Genomic DNA, 4,702 nt, shown 5'->3' with positions numbered 1-4,702 from the left:
CTCATTCACTCCTATTCCATGATGTGAATATCCTCCCGCTGCACCTGGCAGTCAGGAGGACAAAAGGACAGTTTAACGTGCGCTTCCACCCCGTCATTGATCCAGTGAAACAATTTCTTCCGCCTCAACCACCAATCGATCCCCTACGGAAGCCCGACCGCTTCCGAGAATATAGCCCCGCCGACGCTTGATCACTTCAAAATAGAGATCAATTCGGTCTCCAGGCTTGGCCAAGCTGTGGAATCGAATTCCATTGAGGTTAGTCAGGTATGAAATGCCTTTTTTATCAATCGCAGCGAATGCCGCTAATTGTGCAAGCGACTCCACAATCAACATAGGAGGCATGTATGGGTTAGTGTCAGTAATGAACCACTCACTCCAGGTGACAAGCTTGTATCCCTTCGCCCATTGCGACGTTTCGTACCCGGTCACGCCATCCAACAGAAGAAATGGGTACCGGTGCGGAAGCACATCCGGGATATGGATTAGCTCTTCGCTCACAGGCTTATTCCCCTTCCCACTTGCGAACAGCAAGGCAGACGTTGTGCCCTCCGAAACCAAATGAATTGCTAATCGCCGCGCGGACCTCGCGTTCCTGATATACATGCGGCACAAAATTCAATTCAGGAGCCTCAGGATTGTCGCAATTGAGTGTCGGTGGTACTTTGCTGTGAATCATACTCTGCACAGTCGCAATTAATTCGACTGCCCCTGCACCGCCCATTAAATGACCAGTCATGGATTTAATAGACGATATCGCCAAACGGGGGGCATGCTCCCCGAATACTTTTTGAATAGCATTAATCTCCATACGATCATTAAATGGCGTACTCGTACCGTGGGCATTGACGTAGTCGATTTCCTGCGGTGTTAAGCCGCCATCCTGCAGTGCGATATTGATCGCTTCTGCCGGGCCGGAGCCAGAGGGATCTGGAGCCGTGATATGATACGCATCAGTTGTGCATCCGTAACCCACAACTTCGGCCAGAATGGTGGCTCCGCGGTTCAAAGCATACTCCAACTCCTCCAGCACCAAGACTCCTGCTCCTCCACCGATGACGAATCCATCGCGATCCACATCAAACGGACGACTAGCCTTCTGCGGCTCTTCATTACGTCTGGAGAGAGCATGGATATTCGCAAAAGATGCCAGATCAAGCTGACTAAAATTGGCTTCTGCTCCACCGGCAACCACAACATCAGCCGTGCCGTACTGGATCGTACGTAATGCCTCACCAATGGCATTACTTCCTGTGGCACAAGCCGTAACCACAGCAAAAGAAGGCCCCTTGGCTCCGATAGCAATGGAGATTTCACCAGGTGCTGAATTAATCATCATCGAGGAAACAAAATAAGGAGAAACTCTTTTGGGACCAAGCTTTGTTAATTTCCCATAGTTCTCCTCTATAACATCGAGGCCGCCTGCTCCAGAGCCGACAATAACTCCCACGCGACTTGCATTCCGCTCATCAATCACTAATTTTGATTGCTCCACTGCCTGCCGGGCAGCCGCCAAAGCAAACTGAGTGAACTGTGCGACTTTATTAGCTTCCTTCTTGCTCATATATTGCAAGGGGTCAAAGCCCGTAACCTGTGCACCGATCTTTGTCGGAATGTCCGCTGTATCGAAAGCAGTGACAGGTCCGATTCCACTTTTTCCTTCCAACAGTGAATTCCAGAAATCCGTAAGATTAAGCCCGACCGGCGTTACGACTCCCTGTCCAGTCACTACAACACGTCTTCTCACTGTATCCACGTCCTTCGTTGAAATTAATTCTTAGAAGCCTGTTGCTCGTAGAGAGGAAAGTCGCCATACACATGACTGATTTTTTCATGCACATCCGCAAGATCAGCATATACCTCGACGATCACAAGCTTGTTCTCCTGATACTTTTGCCAAGCAAGCTGAAGCTGTTCCCGTGCCTCTCCCTTACTCCGAATTGCAAGACTTTCCACAAACTCGTACTGAGGAATTTGAATTCCTGTCTTGGCCGCCTCAGAAACAAACGGGAGGGACTGCCCTGTGAGATGCTTATAATTCATTTGATTCTGTAACCAACCATACCCACCATTATTGAGTACGAGATAGATTAACGGTATTTGATACTCCACCGCCGTCATAAAATCCGAACAAAAGAGATTGAACGCACCGTCACCTACGAGTGCTACTACTGGACGTTGTGTTGCCACGCTTGCTCCCAGAGCAGCAGCCGCACCGAATCCAAGACTCGTTTGATCACTAGGAACAATCGAAAGAGAGCCCTGGGCAAAGCGAAAATATGGATAAAAATAGGACCACATATCCTGCAATCCATTCTCTTGAAGAAGCACCAAATTTTCAGGAAACTCCGTCTGAATCATGTCCAACAGCTCAGGAACGTGGATTCCAGGGGTCTTTTTCAGCTCTTCCAAATAAATAGCCCTGTGAGAAAAAGCCTCCTGTTTACAGCTCCTAATCGTTTCAAGCCACACTCCATCAGGCTCCTGGCCGCGCCGTTCAAGCCACTGCTCCACCGCTGCATATCCATCACCAAGCACCTTGATACCCCTGTACTCGTGTGCAAAATCCTCCAGATTTACATTGACTTGAATCAAAGGTGTATCCTGTAGCAAAATATCCCACTCAAAAGTAGCCGTTTCTTCCAATCGACTGCCCAGTGTGATTACCACATCAGATTCCTTCCAGATTTGTCTTAGACTAAGATCTGTATAGAGTCCCGCAACACCACAGAAGAGTTCGTGGTCTTCATCAACTACACCCCGTCCCGAGGCGGTTGCGAACAAGGCCGCTCCATGTTGGTTAGCAAACCGCTCAATCACATCACCTGTACCTGACTTCATTCCGCCTCCGACTAGAATGAGTGGCCTGCGGGCGTTCTCAATAATTCCCCACGATGCATCCAACTCCCGACGAGACGGAGAGCACGACAGCTTTTCTGGTGGGGTAAACTGAAGCCCTGTTGGCACAGGCTGGTCCATCAGATTTTCAGGGAGTTCAATATAGACAGGACCCGGTGCTCCATTGATAGCCAAAAAGGCAGCCCGCTCCATCGCCCATACAAGCCGATCCACATGCTCGACACGATAAGCCCATTTTACGAGCGGCTTCACGAGTGAGATTTGATCCGCTTCCTGAAAGGATCGGGTACCCAGCTTGTCTCCGCCAGTGCCAAGCGCCAGAAGCAGGAGCGGAGCGCCCAGGTTTTTGGCTTCCAGCAGCCCTGTGAGTGTATTACTGAGCGCAGGGCCTTTCCCCACAACACACACGGACATCTGGTTGGTGGTGAGCGCATAACCTGCTGCCATGAACACAGCATTACGTTGATCTTTGCACAGGATAAAATCCATACCGGATGAGGGAAGTGACGATACGATTTTGAGATCATCACTTGGTAATCCAAAGAGATGCTGAACCCCAGCCGATTTTAAGTAGCCAATGATGGCATCCCAGGGAAAGAAGCTCGCAGTCATACCAAACTCCTCTTTTCCGACAAATATTCTGCGACAATTTCTGAAATCAAGATTGGCTTCGAAATGAGCTTGAAATCGTAAAAAATATAGTTCGACATCGTGCCGTATCCACCAAAAGGCTTATTACCTTGATCCACATCCTCAAGCGTCTGATTAATGGTCAGCGTGTGCTTCTTTCGCAGAACGTCAGTCAGGTGCTCCGATCCGTATAAGCTGCAACCCATTGCACGTTCACTGAAATAACTGGAGGAAATACGCTTGATCAATTGCTCGTCGTCTTGGTAGCTAACTACATTGAAGACTGGCGAAAAATACTCAATAATCTCCAGATTCTGATCCAATTCACTATATACAACCGTTGGCTCCATCTTTTTTGTACGGAAATCAATGCCGCCGCCGTAAATAATAAACTTATCGTTCGTGTTGAAATATTCGGAAACCGAATATAGCGTGTCTTTATAGAATATAGGGGTATAGTTTGCGTTCGGATCATCATTGGCTCCAAACACGAGTTGGTCAAGCTGTTGAATCAGCAGATCTTTGAAATGCTCACTCACATCTTGATGTACCAGAATGATGTCGGGGCCTAGGCAGTCTTGTCCAGAGTTGAACAATCTCATTCGGATCACATCGGTAACCGCCAGCTCCAGATCTGCATCAGGTCCGATGATGAAAGGATTTAGTCCTTGTCCGTAAAAAATGTAGAGCTGATCTTTTCGAATCTGTTTTTTGATCTTCTCTGCATTGACATAGCTCCCGGTGAACACCACAATATCAGCTGGCATAACCGAATTTTCCATAAAAACCCTTTGACTGACCTTACGAATATAGATGGGTAATCCGTGTACAGCCTGAAGCTTTTCATGCAGCATGTTGACGTACTCGTTTACGTGAGAAGAAGGGCGAAAGTCTATATTTTCAACGTACAGGGACGGAATCAAGAGGTATAATGCATAGGAGTACAAAATGACGTTGGAAGGCATAAATACAGCCATAGATCGTTGCCAGCTTGGCTGATAGGTCTGAACTTCTTGCAGAGCACCTTGAAGTGTGAGGATCGTGGAGTCAATTTCTGCATTGGCGGCCCGATAGGATGAAAATTGCGTGAGAATATCCATCACTTCCTGCCGATTTTCAATCAAATAATTGAGGCATTTCAGAATAGATTCATGCCTTTTCAGAAACAGTGTGTTTTCTGCCAGTTCTGGATTTATACTCATGGCACATTCTC

Annotated in this window: 4 protein-coding genes; all 4 read right to left on the bottom strand. The window is 47.8% G+C overall.

What is annotated here, in order from left to right:
- Positions 1 to 93: 93 nt before the first annotated feature.
- From NLX78_RS24490 to NLX78_RS24475, 4 genes are read right to left on the bottom strand one after another with little or no spacing between them, the layout of a single operon-like run.
- On the bottom strand, positions 94 to 501 hold the full coding sequence (locus NLX78_RS24490; RefSeq protein ID WP_025721676.1) for a 3-hydroxyacyl-ACP dehydratase FabZ family protein: 408 nt from the start codon (positions 499 to 501) through the stop codon (positions 94 to 96).
- 4 nt (positions 502 to 505) lie between these two features.
- A complete protein-coding gene (gene fabF / locus NLX78_RS24485) occupies positions 506 to 1,747 on the bottom strand; it encodes a beta-ketoacyl-ACP synthase II (RefSeq protein ID WP_013308168.1) in 1,242 nt (413 codons plus the stop codon).
- Between the two features lie 23 nt (positions 1,748 to 1,770).
- The gene (locus tag NLX78_RS24480; protein WP_165179773.1) at positions 1,771 to 3,471 is read right to left on the bottom strand and encodes a thiamine pyrophosphate-binding protein; all 1,701 of its coding nucleotides are present in this window, start codon (positions 3,469 to 3,471) and stop codon (positions 1,771 to 1,773) included.
- On the bottom strand, positions 3,468 to 4,691 hold the full coding sequence (locus NLX78_RS24475; protein WP_254351773.1) for an aldehyde dehydrogenase family protein: 1,224 nt from the start codon (positions 4,689 to 4,691) through the stop codon (positions 3,468 to 3,470). Before NLX78_RS24475 ends, NLX78_RS24480 begins: the two co-directional genes overlap by 4 nt.
- Positions 4,692 to 4,702 lie beyond the last annotated feature (11 nt).

Source organism: Paenibacillus sp. Lou8.1, assembly GCF_024213565.1.
Lineage (GTDB): Bacteria > Bacillota > Bacilli > Paenibacillales > Paenibacillaceae > Paenibacillus > Paenibacillus polymyxa_B.
The sequence above is the reverse complement of the archived record's forward strand: the minus strand, read 5'-3'. Positions and strand labels throughout refer to the sequence as shown.

Coding starts and splice junctions, on each gene's coding strand:
- NLX78_RS24475 (WP_254351773.1), bottom strand. CDS start 4,691: ATGAGTATAAATCCAGAACTGGCAGAAAACACACTGTTTCTGAAAAGG.
- NLX78_RS24480 (WP_165179773.1), bottom strand. CDS start 3,471: ATGACTGCGAGCTTCTTTCCCTGGGATGCCATCATTGGCTACTTAAAA.